The organism is Bifidobacterium pseudocatenulatum DSM 20438 = JCM 1200 = LMG 10505 (assembly GCF_001025215.1).
GTDB classification, from domain to species: domain Bacteria; phylum Actinomycetota; class Actinomycetes; order Actinomycetales; family Bifidobacteriaceae; genus Bifidobacterium; species Bifidobacterium pseudocatenulatum.
In genome coordinates, this window is sequence record NZ_AP012330.1 from 1,324,377 (window position 1) to 1,341,182 (window position 16,806).

At 50.4% G+C, this 16,806-nt stretch carries 13 protein-coding genes; 1 reads left to right on the top strand and 12 read right to left on the bottom strand.

The window, feature by feature from the left end; genetic code table 11:
- Positions 1-82: 82 nt before the first annotated feature.
- The 5 genes from lanKC to BBPC_RS05590 all read right to left on the bottom strand — a co-directional run bounded on the left by lanKC (position 83) and on the right by BBPC_RS05590 (position 6,653).
- Complete coding sequence (lanKC, locus tag BBPC_RS05570; protein ID WP_033524048.1) at positions 83-2,740, bottom strand: class III lanthionine synthetase LanKC; 2,658 nt, start codon at positions 2,738-2,740, stop codon at positions 83-85.
- Positions 2,741-2,762: 22 nt separating this feature from the next.
- Positions 2,763-3,512, bottom strand: coding sequence for an ATP-binding cassette domain-containing protein (locus tag BBPC_RS05575; RefSeq protein WP_004222520.1), 750 nt, complete (start codon positions 3,510-3,512; stop codon positions 2,763-2,765).
- A 2-nt stretch (positions 3,513-3,514) separates the two neighbouring features.
- On the bottom strand, positions 3,515-4,432 hold the full coding sequence (locus tag BBPC_RS05580) for an ABC transporter transmembrane domain-containing protein (protein ID WP_004222521.1): 918 nt from the start codon (positions 4,430-4,432) through the stop codon (positions 3,515-3,517).
- Positions 4,425-5,294, bottom strand: coding sequence for a DsbA family protein (locus BBPC_RS05585; RefSeq protein ID WP_033524049.1), 870 nt, complete (start codon positions 5,292-5,294; stop codon positions 4,425-4,427). The genes BBPC_RS05580 and BBPC_RS05585 overlap by 8 nt, the downstream gene beginning before the upstream one ends.
- A 645-nt stretch (positions 5,295-5,939) precedes the next feature.
- Positions 5,940-6,653: a GNAT family N-acetyltransferase gene (locus tag BBPC_RS05590; protein ID WP_004222523.1), complete on the bottom strand. Its 714-nt coding sequence runs from the start codon at positions 6,651-6,653 to the stop codon at positions 5,940-5,942.
- Positions 6,654-6,837: 184 nt separating this feature from the next.
- On the opposite strand from BBPC_RS05590, the gene BBPC_RS05595 reads away from it, so the two are divergent.
- Positions 6,838-7,587, top strand: a complete 750-nt coding sequence (locus BBPC_RS05595; protein WP_004222524.1) for an ElyC/SanA/YdcF family protein — start codon at positions 6,838-6,840, stop codon at positions 7,585-7,587.
- 144 nt (positions 7,588-7,731) lie between these two features.
- On the opposite strand, the gene tig is transcribed toward BBPC_RS05595, so the two are convergent.
- From tig to BBPC_RS05630, 7 genes are all read right to left on the bottom strand, one after another.
- Positions 7,732-9,093, bottom strand: coding sequence for a trigger factor (tig, locus tag BBPC_RS05600; RefSeq protein WP_004222525.1), 1,362 nt, complete (start codon positions 9,091-9,093; stop codon positions 7,732-7,734).
- 52 nt (positions 9,094-9,145) lie between these two features.
- Complete coding sequence (locus tag BBPC_RS05605; RefSeq protein ID WP_033524050.1) at positions 9,146-10,441, bottom strand: HRDC domain-containing protein; 1,296 nt, start codon at positions 10,439-10,441, stop codon at positions 9,146-9,148.
- Complete coding sequence (locus tag BBPC_RS05610) at positions 10,434-11,066, bottom strand: DUF3000 family protein (protein ID WP_033524051.1); 633 nt, start codon at positions 11,064-11,066, stop codon at positions 10,434-10,436. The genes BBPC_RS05605 and BBPC_RS05610 overlap by 8 nt, the downstream gene beginning before the upstream one ends.
- Positions 11,067-11,259: 193 nt before the next feature.
- Positions 11,260-12,141, bottom strand: a complete 882-nt coding sequence (gene pflA / locus BBPC_RS05615; RefSeq protein ID WP_033524052.1) for a pyruvate formate-lyase-activating protein — start codon at positions 12,139-12,141, stop codon at positions 11,260-11,262.
- A gap of 119 nt (positions 12,142-12,260) precedes the next feature.
- Complete coding sequence (pflB, locus tag BBPC_RS05620) at positions 12,261-14,636, bottom strand: formate C-acetyltransferase (protein WP_004222538.1); 2,376 nt, start codon at positions 14,634-14,636, stop codon at positions 12,261-12,263.
- 187 nt (positions 14,637-14,823) lie between these two features.
- Positions 14,824-15,018 (bottom strand): hypothetical protein, encoded by a 195-nt coding sequence (locus BBPC_RS05625; protein WP_003834504.1) that lies wholly within the window; start codon positions 15,016-15,018, stop codon positions 14,824-14,826.
- Between the two features lie 46 nt (positions 15,019-15,064).
- A complete protein-coding gene (locus BBPC_RS05630; protein WP_004222539.1) occupies positions 15,065-16,762 on the bottom strand; it encodes an NAD+ synthase in 1,698 nt (565 codons plus the stop codon).
- Positions 16,763-16,806 lie beyond the last annotated feature (44 nt).

Consider the following 16,806-nt stretch of genomic DNA (forward strand, 5'->3'; position numbering starts at 1 on the left):
CACCTTCACCCCTAAGCATACAAATATAGCCACGCATTGCATCACGTACAGGCCATCACCCAGCCAGCAGCAATAGCTATTTTCAAACACGGAAAAGCGAAAAATCCTCATTTTCCAGAACCGGCATCCAAGATCCCCATTCCCCTGATCGCCCAGAATCACTTAACGCTAAAAGCACACCGGCCGATCCCGTCCCCAAATCCATGGAACACTTGTATCCATAAAGTCCCGGGAAAACAATGTTTCCATTGTTCTTCATCAGGTAAAGATTCAATCCATCAATAATCCGCTCCCACAGCTCATCATCAATACCTAAGTCGCGCAACGCTATTGCAGCAGGCAACAGTCCCACATAACCCCCGAATAAGCCACCATTAAACGTGCAAACCATATCTGAACCTTGGGAAAGCCTTCTAAGAAACTCCTCATTAAGGAATTCCATTGACTCATTACCATCTTTATAGACTTCAATAAAAGCTAGGGCCACACCAGAAGTTCCACAATCCAGATAAGGCATTGTTCTGGGTTTATTCTTCAAATGATCCACGTAATACATCGGACGCTCCTTGTTATCCGCATTGGCAAGATGCGTTAGCGTAAGACGAAAAATGCTTTCCGCACGGGAGCGCAAAGCATCGTCTTTCCTGCAAAGAGAAGCCTTCCACAGGAACAGACCTGCACCCAACCAGCCCTTCATTAAGGTAAAGTCCGCTTTCGAACTCAGCATGTCTTGCGAAGTTAAACCACAATCGCATCTCTCATACACCTTGGAAAGAATATACGACAACATTTTTTCTTCATGCGAGTTCCTAGATGCTCCCAATGACAGAAGAGCCATGCCAATGCCAGACAAACCAGAGTACAAGGAATAGTCGTCAATGCCTGCCAAATAATCAATGTGAGAGATTCCGATATAAGAAAGCATTTTATGACATTCCTCGCGAGAAAACACCTCATATGCAGCCATGGCCACACCTACCGTACCGTTAAACAATCCCGCGCGGAACGACATACCGTCTTTCAATTTACGTAATACCGATATATATTTCTCCCGCGCAATAGCATAAAACCATTCCGAGTTTTCCAAACATGAAGATTTCAGCAAAGCCAAGCTCACACCGGCAAAACCAGACCCAATGCTATATTTAGACATCTCATCGCCATACATTGAAATATCACCTTTGACAGGATATTCACCTCGCAAGTCAAGACCAGAGACAATCCCTTTATAAAGAAGTCTCATAAAGGTTTCAATATTCTCAGGATCTAAAAGCTTGTCACAAGCCTGTAACGCTTTGTCGATAAATGGTCCATGAGACAATAACGGAGTCAAGCCAAGCATTCGCGATCTGACAGACCGAAGAAAAGAAACTGCCTCATTCCCAAAGTGCTTTTGCACCATATAATCCTGACAGAACAACAACGAAGGAGCCAGATAATAAAGGGGACATATGGGAACAAAAAGGCGGTGCACTATAACCGCGAAGGCATACCAATCTTGTTGTTCATAGTTGCATACAGCATCGTTGGTAAATCCTGGAGTAGCGATATCTACTTGAAAATCTTGGGAAAGTTTTTTCGCCGCCTCAAAATCAATCAGTTTAATTTCTAAAGAATCATTAATCAGCACATTTGATAAGCTCAAATCTCCAACCGCAAATCCAATTCCATGCATTTTCGCAATTGCACTTTCCAATTTGGTTGCGATCTCTTTACACCCTCGCCAATAAGAATCAGAGCAATCCGTCCGAGCAGAGCATCCATCGAAAGGGAATTCCATTGCTATGTACTGCTGCAAATCTCGACCTTCAAAAAAATCCTCAACTAAAAATGCATGATTCCAGACATCAAAACAATCGACAGCATTCACAACATCAGAGAGCGGACTCAAGGAACGAAGGATTTGATATTCATGCTTGATTCGATGAAAAGCATCCAAACATGACCTATCACTGACCCCAACATTTTTTCGCCCTTCTTTAAGGATATATTTTTTGCCGTTTCGCGAAGCGAGATACACCCCACCGTTATTACTAAAATGGACAGCGGAGTCTATTTGATAATCCGTTAATTTTCCATTTGAGTATTCAATAAAATAATTATTCTCTTTAACATATATAGGTTCATCAACGAAAGAAGGCAAGGAATACAGCGGTAATTCTTTATCCGGTATTAAATCACCCTGAGGAGTCACTATCACAGGTACATTCTTTTCGTTTGAAAAGCGCGGCTTCAGAGCACCATATCTGAAAAATACATTACTATTTTGCCATTGTTTATCAGTTAAGATATAAGGACCATCATCATATTTACAAACAATGGTTTTTAAATCTTTTAGTAGCTGAATAAAAATATGTTCAGAACTGGGGTAAATAGTTATGAATTTACCTGACTCAAGTCTATCCGCATATTTTCCATTCGCCTGAATGAAACAAGTTCTACTTGAAAGATATTTAAAAGAAATAGATTTAACGAAAAGATATTCAGCAACATCATAGAGAACATTCTGAGCATCATAAATTGTAGAAGTGATATGAATTTTCCAACCTTGAGGAGGAAAAGAGTACATCAGACAATTGACATAAGTCCAATGCCCATCAGACCTAACGCCCCATTGCTCTGAGTTGTCATTCGTCGGCAAAACATAAGCATCTTCACAAGCATAAACAGGTTCGCTATAGTATATGGTCTCCTTATCTGCCGAGAAACGGAGGTAATCATCCGCCGAGTAACCAACCATCACAATTCCCTCTTCCCCTATATCAATCCTTCAAGAGTTGATTTTGAACAAAAAATCTATACGCTGGACATCTTTCAATGAGCTCTCGATGATCCCCCTGATCCAAAAGATAACCATCTTCAATAAAGAAAATAACGTCTGAGTCTATTATCGTAGACAAGCGATGTGAAATGACAATTGAAATATCATACTCATGCGATCTTAATAGGTTATCAAGCACACGTCTTTCTGTCTTCACATCAAGATTCGACGTTGCCTCATCCAAAATAAGTATCGGAGCTTTCCTTAAACAAGCTCTCGCAATCTGCAATCTCTGTCGCTGTCCACCAGACAAAGACATCCCCTGCTCACCAACACTCTTTTCCAAATCACCAACGGAAATAATTTCATCTAAGCAAGCATTTTTCAAACATTTATTAATGTCTTTTTCTGATGGCACAAAATCAAGACCAAAAAATAAATTTTCTTTAATTGTTGTAGAGAAAAGGAGATTATCTTGAGAGACGACAGTAAACCACCTTCTCCACTCTTCTAGATGCTGCCCATCAAGCAAGCTCTCATTGATAGCAATGGCTCCAGAATTTGCACTATATAGACCTGTTATTGTATTAATAATAGTCGTTTTCCCGGATCCAGATGGTCCAATAATTGCATATCGACCACCCTTTTCCAACCTCATACTAACATCATGAAGAACTTCATTATCATTGTAACCAAATGAAACGCTTTTCAGTTCCAAATAATCAACATTATTATACGCAAAGTTTTCCATATCTACTTCTCTTGAGATCCGATGACACGGTTGATTCTTTTTAAGGAACCTTTGATTGTTTGACAACTCAAATAAAAGGTAAATAAACCACCTACTGGAGTAACCAGCTGAAAGAATAACATTACATATGCAACAAACGAACCGTATGTCAAGAGATGTACGTCCATCAGATGAACACCATAGCAAACAATGACCCCAGTACAAAAAATCGAAATCAGATTTTGAACGGGCGTAACAAAAGAATATACTTTGTCATTCAAGAGATTAACTTCTTTTATTTCATTTACTCGTTTCTTGAATTTTAGAAGCATACATCTCTCTGCATTACATAACTTAACAGTGCGCATACTTCGCACTATTTCTGAAGTAAACGTATTTAATTTACCAATTCTCTCTTGCAGCATCATCGCATTTCTGTTATTAAATATACCTAAGGGAACAGCCAGTATCATCACTGCAGGAAAGATAATTAGAACCAAAATAGATAGTCTGTAGTTAATTACAGTAAGAGCAACGACGGAAAACAGTATATTGATAACACTCGAAACAAACTGAGGAATACTAGCCGCCACAAAATTCCTGACCAGAGAGATATCATATACTATTCCACTGGCGATTTCACCGCTATTTTCATTGTCAAAAAAGAGCATATCTTTCTCAAAAATTATATCCATAGCCTGAATACGCAATTCCGCCACATGAAGATCGGCCTCAGTTGAAATTAGCAATCCACCAATTGCACACAATATGAATTGCGCCGCAAAAAGAAAAGGGAATACATACAGTAAACTAAGATCAAATTTTTTATTATCTATAAAATCTTTTATCAAAAGAGGAACAAAGAATGATAACGTCGATCCAGCGATACTGCAAACCACGCCAAGAATCATTCTCTTGCTAATTCGCATAAATTTAAGCATCAGATTTTTCCGCCAAATATTTTGTATTAGTTTTAAGCAACTTTCCTTTACTGCCTATTCTAGGTTTAACATCCTCATCACCAACTTCTTCAGGTTTTAATCCTAAGCTTTCAACAAAAGCATCTGATAAGTCATCAAGCGCCATATCCTTCATTGACCAAATTCTCTTATTTACCCTAATCAATGGCGTCGCAAACCCCTCCCTCCCTGGAGCTATTAGGTCGCTTCGTAGTATTGTGTAATCATTACTTTTTTCAATCCATTCATCGTACTGTCCATTTAAACTTTCCTTTGCAATTTCTCTAGATATTCCCGCTTTAATCGCTTGTTCGATTATCTTTTCATCAGACATTTCTACATAATCTACTTCTGAAGGCTGGAACTTTTCATCAAATATTTCTGAAATGAATGCAACGACATGCTTTGGATCTTTTTCTGAAATGTAGGCTATGGATCCCGATACTCTGGCCGAATAATGGTCAGATGAACACTTGTCTAAAAAAATCACAGGATGAATTTCAAGCTTAATCTGACCACTCGTATACATTTTTCCTATATCATCATTTAATGTTCTATCAATTTGTGCACAAGCCGGACATAGGGGATCTAAATAAAATTCTACAGTCGGAATATCTTTTTTTGACCCAACTTGCACCAGTAGCCCGCCATCATTTGTTGCGTTTGTAGGTTTTCTTTTCACTTCTGATAATGACTCATACGCTTTTTTTATATCTTTAGCGTCACTTGCACTGTTTCTAGACATGAAAAGCCCAATAAATGCACTGGCGAGAAGTATAATAATTATAAATACAGTAAACAATCCGAGAATTGTTTGCTTTTCTCTTTCATTCAATCTTTTCATTACAGCATCCATCTATCAAAATGGCTATCTGTTAACTTCAAAACAGATAGCCACTGCAGTTTAAAACTGTTGCTCTTCTACTTCAGCAGAACCAACTCCACGAACTATGCCAATGATGCGTATTCGGATCACAATTAGGATCCGTCGAACAATTTCCATGCGTGTCAACACATGGTGGCCTTTTAGAGGTCATACTTGCAGGTTGCGCAATCAAAGCCTGTAAACTGAGCAAATCCTTCATTTCCACTCCTTTGAACTTCCAGACTCTCATCACAGCGAAACAGATAGAAGTCCAGAAACATTTCTTCCACTGACGAAACCCAGTTTGACACTTTTCTCAATTTCGTGTCTTATTCACTCTCTTATGTCATCCCTTAGATGACATTTCAAGCCATATATGGATCTACCATTTTTGACATGTAACGGCTCGTTTTTCATGATGGGTTACAGACATCATTGTCTGTAACCCATCACATTGCGAAACGGCCATCAGAACCTAGAAATCAGCCCTAGAAAGGACTGGGCATACTCTCTTCACTTGTTGCCGTCCAAAATTGCCGATAGATCGACAACCCAAATAAGTGAATGCTGTCCATATACTGACGCTTTTCCGAAAATATCACTTTCCATACAAGGCAGAAACGTTCAGCAACGCCCCTCATACAAGAAGAAGGAAAGCGCGCCGTCTTCCAGACCGCCTTGCGTAAAGGAGTCCCTGCGTACAGTACGTTCCGCTTTACGCGTCAAACCACGGTAATCATAAAAACCGTAATCGCAGGTAGTGTCAGTGAAGAGGAAATACTCGTTCATTCCAGCATCACGAAACACGTCAAGCATGTGGTTGAACAGCTTACGACCGACGCCCATGCCCCTCGCTTCCGGGGAAACCACGAACAGCGTTACCTCAGCCTGATAGCTTTTGCCGGCATCTCGCTTCAACATTTCATCGGCCTGCAAAATCGCAATCTGATCGGCAAGTCCTCGACGGCCATCCTTGCTTGTCAACAAGGGCAACGCCAAGCAATTTCGCGTAATAGCATGACGTATCCTCTGCGCTGTGGTAACACGGGATCTCAACGAGCCCAATACCACGCCAAGCACCCGACCATCACGTTCAGCGACCGTAGCCTCGGTGGTGCGGGAAAGAAAATCATGCATGTCGATGGCCGCGAGTCGATGCATATTACGCAAGTGAATCGCCTTGCGCAGCTTATACTTACGCAACCCGCGCTCATCGTTCGGAACATTCCCATTATCATCCGACTCATCATCCACATACCAAGCCTGACGGACAAGCTCTTCAAGCGCGGGAAAATCCGTGCGACGCATCGGTCGGAGCATAATCATTTCTGAAGTCATGCTCCCCCATCCTAGCCGCAGCCATACCAAAACTCCGCTCACGGATGACATAATGCGCATGGTATTGAAATAACAGGAATGCGTAGGATTTGTTGGCATTGGCATGTGAAGCTTGGGGGTCTGGGGGTCACAAGTTTAGGATGAGACAGGATTGCGTGTGACGCGCAATGAATGAGAGGTTCATATGGCAACGTTGGTTAGACGAATTGCGGGCGCGCTATGCATAGTGCTCGCCGCGGTATGTGTTTGTTACGCTTTCGCAGTGCGTAACACGCATTCCGGCACAGTATTCTGGATTGTCTGGCTAGCATTCGCGGCGCTGTTCGCCGTGCTTGGATTCGGAGTGCTCTTCCAATGGTGGGCGATGCTGCCAAGACTGGTCAGAGGTGTGGCGATCGCAGTCGCATGCGTCGGTCTGGTCGCATTCGGCACGGTGGAAGGTTGCATCGTCAGTCAAATGCATGCGCAAGGCAAATCGGATCTTGATTATGTGGTGGTGCTCGGCGCCCAAGTGCGTAAGTCCGGCCCGAGCCTTGTACTTCGCTACCGTCTCGACAAGGCCATCGAATATTTGGATGAGAATCCGAATACCATCTGCATCGTTTCCGGCGGAAAAGGACCGAATGAACCGTTCCCCGAAGCCCAAGGCATGGCTGACTATCTTAAGGAACATGGCATTGCCGAACAGCGCATTCTTGAGGAGCCGGAGTCAAAAACCACTGAGGAAAACATTGTCAACAGCAAGAAGCTGATCAGTGACGATAATGCTTCCGTAGGGGTGATCACCAACAATTTCCACATGTTCCGCGCGTTGCAGATTGCCGACAAATATGGTTTGGACAACGCCCAAGGCATTGCGGCTGGCTCTCCCCCGAACATGCTCGTCAACAATATGGTTCGCGAGTTTTTCGCCGAAATCAAATTCCTGCTGTAACTCATGTTTCGGCAATCTCTGTCTTGCCCTGTTTAAGGATGCCGAAACCGAATACGAAATAAATTGAGGGGTGGAATCCCATATGGATTTCACCCCTCAACGCTTTAGAAAGATGACTCTCGCAAGTCAGGCATTAAGCGAGACTCACTCTTCGGAAGCGAGTTCGTCAGCCACAGCGGCGGCTGCGGAAGCAGCTTCAACGCTCTCGGCTTCTTCATCTTCAGCGGCTTCGCCGAGGAAGGCGCTCAAATCCAAGGTTTCACCCTCGGACTTGAAGGTCACGGCACGCATGCCGGCAAGCAGGCCCTTGGAACGGCCAACTTCCTGCACTGCGGAGCCGAGCTGGCCGTTGCGCATGATGGCCTGGATGAAGGCGTTCGGATCCATGCCGTACTGCTGGGCGATGGAAGCGAGGAAGTTGAACACGTCGGACTGGGAGACCTTGACGTCCAGCTTCTCGGCGAGCACGTCGAGCACCATCTGGTCGCGCAGTTCCTTTTCGACGGTTTCTTCAGCTTCGGCCTTCTGCTCCTTGGTGGCATTGGCCGGATCAGCGGTCACGCCCTTGAGCTGCTGCTCAACCATTTCAGCCTTGACGCCCTTCGGCACCGGAATCTCCAGGCCCTCTTCGAGCTTGGCGATGAAAGCGTCACGAGCTGCGGTGGCCTGACGACCTTCGGCATCCTGGGAAGCGGCCTTCTTGAGGTCTTCCTTCAGCTCGTCGAGGGTGTCGAACTCAGAGGCTTCAGAAGCGAAGTCGTCGTCGAGTTCCGGCAGCTCTTCAGCCTTGACGGAGTTGACCTTGACCTTGACCTGAGCCTTCTCGCCTTCGTGCTCGCCTGCTTCCAAGGTACCTTCGAAGGTGGTCTCTTCGCCGGCGGACAGGCCTTCGAGAGCCTCATCCAGACCGTCAAGCATGGTTTCGGAGCCGAGCTCGTAGCTCACGCCTTCCTGGGAGTCGACCACTTCGCCGTCGATTTCGGCGGTCAGGTCGATGTTGGCATAGTCACCCTTGGCGGCCGGGCGATCCACACCCACGAGGGTGCCGAAACGCTGGCGCAGGGCTTCCAGACGGTTGTTGATGTCTTCGTCGGTGATTTCGGCCTTGGCGACCTCGATCTCCATGCCGTCGATTTCCGGCAGTTCGATGTCCGGGCGACGCTCAACGGTGGCCACAAACTTCAGCTTGGTCTCGTCCTTGGCGGATTCCGGAACTTCCTGAACGTCGATTTCCGGCTGGGCCATCGGACGGATGCCCTTTTCTTCGAGAGCCTTGGAGTACAGCTCCGGCACACCGTTGTTCACGGCTTCGCCAGCAACGGCACCGAAGCCGATGCGCTGGTCGATGATCTTGCCGGGCACGTGGCCCTTGCGGAAGCCAGGCACGTTGACCTGCTTGGCGATTTCCTTGCGAGCATTGTCGAGATACGGGTTGAACTCTTCCGGATCAACGGTGACGGTGAGCTTCACCTTGGTCGGCTCAAGATTCCTGACGCTGATTTTCACGCTTGCGCTCCTGAAAAATACGGTTCTTCACATTTCTGCCGTTAGGCAACCTCTACATGATAGCGCGACTCACGGACTCTGCAACCAGCGCGACCTGCCACGCCCTCGCGCCCTGCTCGGTGAGGAATTGCGCAACGTCACGTTTTTGCGGTTCGTCGGTCCAACACAGGTTGCGCAGATACTGCGGTTTGATGATGACGTCCGCGGGGGTACGCGTGTCTTCCGCTATCTGCGCCACCATCTTGCGTGCCTTGTCAAGCGTTGCGAGACGTTCCGGATAACGTTCCCTCCAGACTCGCGTCGCTCGTGGAGCGGATATGCTCTGCGCCTCCTGGTTTTGGGGATTGCCGCTTTCGATGACCGGCCATTCGCTTTCCGGCAGATCAAGCGCCTGTTGGATTATTCTCTTCCACATGCTTGGCTTGATTTTACGTTGGATCGGCGCGTAACGTTCGAACATTTTCTCCTGTTCGGCACCGGCTTGGATGCGTACACGCTCGTTGATGGAACGGACCGCCCTGAATTGCGCGGCGTTATGCGGCTTGCGTTCCGCCACTTCGATGATGGTGCTGTCGGCGAGCAGCAGTGTCGGCGAAATATCGTATTCGCGTGCCAGTTCATCTCGTTTGGTCCATAATGCTTTCGCCACGGCCAGGGCCTGGCGGTCCTTCATGATTTCGGTGATATGTGAAATACGCAGCCATGGGATGGGATGCTCCTTGCGTGGCGCAGTCCCTTCGCGCAGCGCGTAATCGAATTCCTCCTCAGCCCATTCGATCTTGCCTTGCTTTTGCAGTTCGGCGCGCATGGTCGTTTCAAGCTCGATCAGCAATTCAACGTCCAGCGCCGCATAATTACGCCAGTCTCGGGGCAGCGGCCTGTACGACCAGTCGGCCGCGGAATGCTCTTTGGCAAGTGTCAATCCCAAGTAATGCTCCGTAACGGCGGCCAAACCGAACCGTTTCATGCCGAGCAGTCTCGCGGCGATCTCGGTGTCGAACAACCGCTGCGGCTTCAATCCAAGATCATTGAATCCCGGTAGATCCTGCAAAGAATCATGCAGAATCCATACCGCATCGCCCACCGCACGATTGAAATCGTTCCAATCGGCACCTTCCGCAGCCAATGCCTGCGGATCAAGCAATCCTATGCCGGCACCGTCTCTTTTGAATTGCACCAACCAATCGTCATGACCGTATCGGAAGCCAGACGCACGTTCCGCATCCGCAGCCAAAGACCCATGCGAAGACGCCAATGCGCTGCAGTACTCGCGGAATGCCGGTAGGGTGTCGATCACATCGGGCACGCCCTCACGCGGCTCGGCCTGCAACCTTGGCTCGTCAGTCAACGGGATAATCCTCCTCGGATTGCGTCATGGACCGGAGGAACCTAGCCCACGCGCCCACTTGGGCGCCCGCGTCAAGGCCTCCATCGGCATAGTCTAGTGGCGTCCAAGACACACGAATCTCACATCCGGTTTCGGGAGCGTCGGACTGAGTGCCAAACGTCGTGCTTTTCGTGACTGTGACGGTTCCCGAAACATGTTCGACATCGTACGAACCGACACGGTCCATCATCGCATCCCAATACATGGACGGTATCAGACAATCGCCTTCGCCTCCAGACAACGGCAACGCGGCGAAAGCGACGCAACGCCAATGAGAATGCCAGTCATTTCGGTATTTGTGCGAATACAACACCATGATCCAGCCTGTGGAACGCGCCTCGTCGCATTGCATCTCAACTCCAATGCCGAAACTCGCCATGGCGCACGGCACTGGAATCTCACGATACGACACGCTTGGTAATCGAGGCATACGTTCTACGGAAAGCACGGCGTCCCATACCTTGTCTGGCACGCCGGAAGGTCGGGTCAACATTTGTTCAGGAGGGTCGGCGTAGGCGCACGATCCCCTACCTGTGGCACGCGCTTCGTTGGGCGTGCCTTGAGGAAAAGCATAGATGTCCACCATGATTCAAGGCTACGGCAGAGTCGCCGGTTTTGCGGTATTTCACAGCATTTCGCCACGCGTCGAATGTGAAGATTTTTTCGCGTGGCGAATGCTGGTTCAACAATTGCACGAATATTCCTTTTTCCAATCGCTGAGGCACTTTCAAACGATTGATTTGCCGGAATCGTTGGCTGGAATATGCGTGGCTTCCCGTTTAGTAGACGGTGAAGCCGTGCGATTGGAATTGTTCCACCACACGCTGTTTCATTGCCTCGGACGGCCCCTTCTGGTCTTCCAACGGGTAGGGAATGTTGAGCATATGCCATTTTGGACGGCCAAGCTGGTGGAATCCAAGCACATCGATATGTTCCACTGCGTCGCCGAACGACTCGCAGATCTTCGCCACATTCTCAACGTTTTCCTCGGATGAGGTGAGTCCGGGCACGAGTACGAAACGCACCCAGATCTTCTTGCCGGCCTTGGCCAGACGCTGTCCGAAATCGATGGTCGGTTGCAGAATGCCGCCAGTCACCTTCTTGTAGGTTTCCTCATCGCCAGACTTGACATCAAGCAGACACAGGTCGATGTCGTTCAGCATGTCGTCGGTATAGCTTGCGCCAAGGAATCCGGAAGTATCGAGGCAGGTGTGCACGCCCATCTCCTTGGCCGCACGGAACACGCGGGAGACGAATGCTGGTTGCATCATGGATTCGCCGCCCGAGAAGGTGATACCGCCATGCGTCGCCTTGAAAAGATCCACATAGCGTTCGATCTTTTTGACCATGGCCTCGTAATAGACGGGCTTGCCGTCACGCATTTTCCACGTATCCGGATTCTGGCAATACTGGCAACGCAATGGGCAACCGCTCATGAAGACGGTCATGCGTGTTCCCGGACCGTCGACGGACGTGTTGATGTCCCAGGAATGCACGAAGCCGATATCACCGCTTTTCAGCGCGTTGATGCGGTCACGCCGGTCCAGGCCGATCGGCGATTCGAAGCCTGACAGCCCTCCCATAAGCGTTTGGTTGACGTAGTTTTGCGATTCTCTGAGCATATGCCTTGTTGTGGAGCGAAAATGTACGTTCTCAGACATCGGTGTCCTTTCGTTGTATCTCTCCAATGGTTTCCCCACATTGTACAGGGAAAACCAAGGGGCGAAGCTTTCACGCTCCGCCCCTTGCACTCTACCGCTTCACACGGTACCGTTCAGTCTCAGTCGACGACGGCGCCCTGGTGGAACGTACGGGAGATCACGTCGAGCTGCTGCTCCTTGGTGAGCTTGACGAAGTTCACCGCGTAGCCGGAGACGCGCACGGTCAGGTGCGGGTACTTTTCCGGATGCTCGACGGCATCCTCGAGCTGTTCCTTGCGCAGCACGTTGATGTTGGCGTGGTACAGACCGTGGCCGTTGCCGGCGTCCAGAATGCCCACGAGGTTGCCGATGCGCTCATCCTCGTCGCGGCCCAAGCCATCAGGGGTGATGGTGTTGGTCAGCGAGATGCCGTCAAGAGCGTCGTTGTAGTCGATCTTGCCGACGGAGAACATGGAAGGCAGCATGCCATGGGAGTCCATGCCGTTCTCCGGGTTTGCGCCCGGAGCATACGGGGTGCCCTTCTTGTGGCCGGACGGGAAGGCGCCGGTGGCCTTGCCGTATTCCACGTTGGAGGTGATGGTCAGGATGGACTGGGTCGGGACCGCTCCGCGGTACACCGGCAGGCGCTTGACCTGGCCCATGACGGTGGAGACAACCCACTTGGCGATCTCGTCGGCGCGATCATCATCGTTGCCGTACAGCGGGAACTCACCCTCGGTGCGGTAGCCGACGATCAGATCGTCATCGGCGCCTTCGACGTACTCGTCCTCATGGCCCGGAGTGGTCTTGGCGTCCTTGTTGTAGATCGGGTAGACCTTGGCGTACTTGCATGCGGACAGGGAGTCGGCTGCGATGGACAGGCCGGACATACCACAACCGAGGGTACGGTACACTTCCTTGTCGTGCAGAGCCATCTCGATGGACTCGTATGCATACTTATCGTGCATGTAATGGATGATGTTCAGAGCCATCACGTAGGTCTCGGACAGCCATTCGAGAGCCTTCTCGTAGTTGGCCTTGACCTTCTCGTAATCCAATGAGCCGTCGGATTCCGGCTGGATCGGCTCGATAACGCCCTTGTCGATGACCTGCATGCCGGTCATTTCGTCGCGGCCGCCGTTGATGGCGTACAGCAGAGCCTTGGCGGAGTTCACACGAGCTGCGAAGAACTGCATCTGCTTGCCCACGCGCATCGGGGAGACGCAGCATGCGATGGCGGCGTCATCGCCCCAGTGGGAGCGGATTTCCTTGTCGGACTCGTACTGGATTGCCGAGGTGTCGATGGAGATCTTGGCGCAGAAGCGCTTGTAGGCTTCCGGCAGCTTCGGATCCCAGAAGATGGTGATGTTCGGCTCCGGGCCAGGTCCAAGGTGCTCGAGGGTCAGGGTGTCGAGCAGACGGAAGGAGGTCTTGGTGACCAGCGTACGGCCATCATCGCCGAAGCCTGCGTCGGACCAAGTCGCCCAGTACGGATCGCCGGAGAAGATCGCGTCGTAATCCTTGGTACGCAGGAAGCGCACGATACGCAACTTCATGACCAAGTTGTCGATGATCTCCTGTGCGTCGGTCTCGGTGATCTTACCGGACTTCAGGTCACGCTCGAAGTACACGTCGAAGAAGGTGGAGACGCGGCCGAACGACATTGCGGCGCCATCCTGGCTCTTGACGGAAGCGAGGTAGCCCATGTAGGTCCACTGCACTGCTTCCTGAGCGGTCTGTGCCGGACGGGACAGGTCAAGACCATATTCGTTGCCGAGGTTGATCAGCTGCTTCAGGGCCTTGATCTGCTCGTCATGCTCCTCGCGGAAGCGGATCCAGTGCTCGATCTCCGGCTCGGTGAAGTCGTTGCGGTACGGCACGGAGTCCTTGTCACGCTGCTTGAACTTGATCAGGGTGTTCACACCATACAGTGCCACACGACGGTAATCGCCGATGATGCGGCCACGGCCGTAGGCATCCGGCAGGCCGGTGAGGATCTTGTTGTGGCGGGCAACCTTGATCTGCTTGGTGTACACGCCGAAGACGCCGTCATTGTGGGTCTTGCGGTACTTGGTGAAAATCTTCTTGATTTCCGGATCCGGCTCCTTGCCGGCTTCCTTGATGGCCTGCTCGACCATACGCCAACCGCCGTTCGGCATCATGGCGCGCTTGCAAGGAACGTCGGTCTGCAGACCGACAACCACATTGTCGACTTCCGGAGAGTCGATGTAACCGGCGCCGAATGCGTCGATGCCAGCCGGTGTGTGGGTGTCGACGTCGTAGACGCGCTGCTTGCGCTCCACGGCCAGATAGTTGTCATCGAGGTACTGCCACAGGTGCTTGGTCTTCTCGGTGGCGTCAGCCAGGAAGGACTCGTCGCCCTCATAAGGCGTATAGTTCTTCTGAATAAAGTCACGGACATCAATGTCCTTCTGCCAGTTGCCCTCAGCGAAGCCTTCCCAAGCCTTAGCCTGAAGCTCTTCCGGGGAGACTGCCGTCGCATCAACTGCTGCCATTTCCACTCCTTCTGGGTGTTGGTTTGGCGACGCATCGTTACGTCGTCGCTAGTTATCGATTCTAGCTGCATAAACCTGTATAGAACCTGAGTTTACGAGGAAATAAAAGTGACATATGTCACACTTGCGAAGTATGAAAAATCGCGGTGCCGTAATCCGGACACCGCGATTTCTTATATCGCATCAACTACTTTTCATCGGAAGACCAGCGTTTCCATTCGCGATCCTGTTCTTCCCATTTGATGTTGCGTTCCTGCACGATCTTCCATGCATCGAGCGCGTCTTCCCTGGTTTTGTATGGTCCCATACGATGGCTCGCCGGTGAGATCATGCCCAGTTCAGGCTGTTCGGTAACCGTATTGAAATACCATTGCTTTTCCATATCACTCCTTACGAAGCGCGTAACGAAACAATAGTCCGCCGCTGTTCTATTCGCGGAACGCGTTGGTAATCGGCAAGCGGCGGTCACGTCCGAACGCCAATGCCGTCACCTTTGGCCCAAGCGGGTATTGACGGCGCTTCCATTCGGCACGATCGACCAGTCGCATAACCGTGTCGACGGTGGTCTCATCGAAACCGTCTGCCAGAAGATCCTCACGACCATGCGCATGTTCAATGTACATCGCCAGCACCTGGTCGAGCAGCTCGTACTCCGGCAGCGAATCAGAATCCTTCTGCCCCGGGCGAAGCTCGGCGGACGGGGCTTTCTCAATCGAATTGACGGGAATCATCACGCCATCCGGCAAAGGAGTCCCAGCAAGCCCCTGTTCGTTGCCCACGACATGCAATCCGCCGATGCCCATGCCTGCCGCGGCGGCCTTATTGCGCCAGCGAGAGATTTCCCACACACGGGTCTTGAGCAGATCCTTGATTGGCGCATATCCGCCGACCGCATCGCCGTAAATCGTGGAATAACCGCAGGCAAGCTCCGACTTGTTGCCCGTGGCGACAGCCAGAAGCCCCTTGGAATTCGAATATGCCATGACAATCACACCGCGAATACGCGCCTGCAGGTTCTCAGCGGCCACACCTTCAAGATCGAGCTGCTTCTGGAAGGAGACGAACAGCGGTTCGATGGGCTGAATGTCGTAGTGCGCTCCAATATTCTTCGCCAGATCGGCGGCATCATCCTTCGAACCGTCAGACGAGTACATGCTCGGCATGGAAATGCCATACACGTTAGCTCCTCCCACGGCGTCCGCGGCCATGGCCGCCACCAATGCGGAGTCGATGCCGCCGGAAAGGCCAAGGCACACGCCCTTGAAATGGTTCTTGGCCATATAATCCTTCAAGCCAAGCACGCAGGCGGTGTACACCTCTTCGTCCGGATCGGGCTTGGCTGCGATAGATCCAGCTTTCTGGCGTTCGGCAGTGGTGTCGAGGTCGAAGAAGCTCAGATCCTCCATGAACATCGGCGAACGTTCCAGCAGCGTGCCATCGGCATCGACCACGAAGCTGCCACCGTCAAACACCAGATCATCCTGACCACCCACCTGATTGAGGTAGACCATCGGCGCGTTCACTTCAGCCGCACGGCGTACCGCAAGATCGAGTCGAGTATCAGTCTTACCCTCCTCATACGGAGAACCGTTCATGGTAAGCAGCAAATCAATATGCTGCTCGGCAAGTTCTGCCACAGGACCGCCATCCTGCCAGATATCCTCGCAAATAGCCACACCAATACGTGCGCCATTCACATCAAGCACCATGGACTTATTGCCAGGACTGAAAATGCGGAATTCGTCAAACACGCCATAATTGGGCAGGAAGTGCTTGTCATAGCCGTCCCAAACCACGCCGTCATGCAATACGACGAGTCGGTTGCGTGGCTTGGATGTCTCGCGATCAGTGCCGACCGTGCCAACCACCACAAACAGGTCGCCAAGCCCATCGGCAGCCAGTTCGGTGGCGAGCCAGTTGGCTTTGTTCCACGCGGCTTTGCGGAAGGTGGCCCGCAGGGCGAGGTCTTCGATGGGATATCCGGTCAATGTCATTTCCGGGAATACGACGACTTGCGCGCCCTGTTGCGCGGCGCGGCGGACGTATCGCATGATCTTACCGGCGTTGGAATCAAGGTCTCCGACGCAGGTGTCGATTTGAGCGAGTGCGAAGCGAATGTCTGTCATAGCTGCCTAACCTACCGTTGATTTGTTGAACGTTTTATTTTCTT